The following is a 3,076-nucleotide window of genomic DNA, read 5'->3' on the forward strand; positions in this document are numbered from 1 at the left end:
CCGGGGGTGATGGGTGGTTGGTCGTTGTTTGAGAACTGCACAGTGGACGCGAGCATCTGTGGCCAAGTTTTTAAGGGCGCACGGTGGATGCCTTGGCACCAGGAACCGATGAAGGACGTGGGAGGCCACGATAGGCCCCGGGGAGTCGTCAACCAGGCTTTGATCCGGGGGTGTCCGAATGGGGAAACCCGGCAGTCGTCATGGGCTGTCACCCTTGCCTGAACACATAGGGCAAGTGGAGGGAACGCGGGGAAGTGAAACATCTCAGTACCCGCAGGAAGAGAAAACAACCGTGATTCCGGGAGTAGTGGCGAGCGAAACCGGATGAGGCCAAACCGTATGCGTGTGAGACCCGGCAGGGGTTGCGCATGCGGGGTTGTGGGATCTCTCTTCCACGGTCTGCCGGCCGTGGGACGAGTCAGAAACCGTTGATGTAGGCGAAGGACATGCGAAAGGTCCGGCGTAGAGGGTAAGACCCCCGTAGTCGAAACGTCAGCGGCTCGTTTGAGAGACACCCAAGTAGCACGGGGCCCGAGAAATCCCGTGTGAATCTGGCGGGACCACCCGCTAAGCCTAAATATTCCCTGGTGACCGATAGCGGATAGTACCGTGAGGGAATGGTGAAAAGTACCGCGGGAGCGGAGTGAAATAGTACCTGAAACCGTGTGCCTACAAGCCGTGGGAGCGTCGCGCAAGGACTTGTCCTTGCGTCGTGACTGCGTGCCTTTTGAAGAATGAGCCTGCGAGTTTGCGGTGTGTTGCGAGGTTAACCCGGGTGGGGAAGCCGTAGCGAAAGCGAGTCCGAAGAGGGCGTTTCAGTAGCACGCTCAAGACCCGAAGCGGAGTGATCTAGCCATGGGCAGGTTGAAGCGGAGGTAAGACTTCGTGGAGGACCGAACCCACCAGGGTTGAAAACCTGGGGGATGACCTGTGGTTAGGGGTGAAAGGCCAATCAAACTCCGTGATAGCTGGTTCTCCCCGAAATGCATTTAGGTGCAGCGTCGTGTGTTTCTTGCCGGAGGTAGAGCACTGGATAGGCGATGGGCCCTACCGGGTTACTGACCTTAGCCAAACTCCGAATGCCGGTAAGTGAGAGCGCGGCAGTGAGACTGTGGGGGATAAGCTCCATGGTCGAGAGGGAAACAGCCCAGAGCATCGACTAAGGCCCCTAAGCGTACGCTAAGTGGGAAAGGATGTGGAGTCGCACAGACAACCAGGAGGTTGGCTTAGAAGCAGCCACCCTTGAAAGAGTGCGTAATAGCTCACTGGTCTAGTGATTCCGCGCCGACAATGTAGCGGGGCTCAAGCGTACCGCCGAAGTCGTGTCATTGCAGCAGATAGCCCCAACGGGTGCTGTGATGGGTAGGGGAGCGTCGTCTGCCGGGTGAAGCAGCCGCGTAAGCGAGTTGTGGACGGTTGACGAGTGAGAATGCAGGCATGAGTAGCGATTCACACGTGAGAAACGTGTGCGCCGATTGACTAAGGGTTCCTGGGTCAAGCTGATCTGCCCAGGGTAAGTCGGGACCTAAGGCGAGGCCGACAGGCGTAGTCGATGGATAACCGGTTGATATTCCGGTACCCGCTGTGAAGCGTCAAACATCGAATCCAGTGATGCTAAGCCCGTGAAGCCGCCGGCTGAGTCTTCGGACGAGGTCGGAGTGGTGGAGCCGGTGACCCGAGCTGGTAGTAGGTGAGTGATGGGGTGACGCAGGAAGGTAGTCCATCCCGGGCGGTGGTTGTCCCGGGGTAAGGGTGTAGGCCGGACGGTAGGTAAATCCGCCGTTCATCAAGGCTGAGACCTGATGCCGAGCCGATTGTGGTGAAGTGGATGATCCTATGCTGTCGAGAAAAGCCTCTAGCGAGTTTCATGGCGGCCCGTACCCTAAACCGACTCAGGTGGTCAGGTAGAGAATACCGAGGCGTTCGGGTGAACTATGGTTAAGGAACTCGGCAAAATGCCCCCGTAACTTCGGGAGAAGGGGGGCCACACTCGGTGATCCGATTTACTCGGTGAGCTGGGGGTGGCCGCAGAGACCAGCGAGAAGCGACTGTTTACTAAAAACACAGGTCCGTGCGAAGCCGTAAGGCGATGTATACGGACTGACGCCTGCCCGGTGCTGGAACGTTAAGGGGACCGGTTAGCTTGGATTCGTCCAGGCGAAGCTGAGAACTTAAGCGCCAGTAAACGGCGGTGGTAACTATAACCATCCTAAGGTAGCGAAATTCCTTGTCGGGTAAGTTCCGACCTGCACGAATGGCGTAACGACTTCTCGACTGTCTCAACCATAGGCCCGGTGAAATTGCACTACGAGTAAAGATGCTCGTTTCGCGCAGCAGGACGGAAAGACCCCGGGACCTTTACTACAGTTTGATATTGGTGTTCGGTTCGGCTTGTGTAGGATAGCTGGGAGACTGTGAAGCTCGGACGCCAGTTCGGGTGGAGTCGTCGTTGAAATACCAGTCTGGTCGTGCTGGATGTCTAACCTGGGTCCGTGATCCGGATCAGGGACAGTGTCTGATGGGTAGTTTAACTGGGGCGGTTGCCTCCTAAAGAGTAACGGAGGCGCCCAAAGGTTCCCTCAGCCTGGTTGGCAATCAGGTGTTGAGTGTAAGTGCACAAGGGAGCTTGACTGTGAGACCGACGGGTCGAGCAGGGACGAAAGTCGGGACTAGTGATCCGGCGGTGGCTTGTGGAAGCGCCGTCGCTCAACGGATAAAAGGTACCCCGGGGATAACAGGCTGATCTTCCCCAAGAGTCCATATCGACGGGATGGTTTGGCACCTCGATGTCGGCTCGTCGCATCCTGGGGCTGGAGTCGGTCCCAAGGGTTGGGCTGTTCGCCCATTAAAGCGGTACGCGAGCTGGGTTTAGAACGTCGTGAGACAGTTCGGTCCCTATCCGCTGTGCGCGTAGGAGTCTTGAGAAGGGCTGTCCCTAGTACGAGAGGACCGGGACGGACGAACCTCTGGTGTGCCAGTTGTTCTGCCAAGGGCATGGCTGGTTGGCTACGTTCGGGAGGGATAACCGCTGAAAGCATCTAAGCGGGAAGCCTGCTTCGAGATGAGGACTCCCACC

1 rRNA gene is annotated in these 3,076 nt (G+C 57.5%); it reads left to right on the forward strand.

Annotation, left to right across the window (positions count from 1 at the left end):
• Positions 1-60: 60 nt before the first annotated feature.
• Positions 61-3,076: ribosomal RNA gene (locus tag ACZ44S_RS39050) — 23S ribosomal RNA — on the forward strand; the annotation flags it as partial.

The organism is Streptomyces malachitofuscus, from assembly GCF_055571035.1.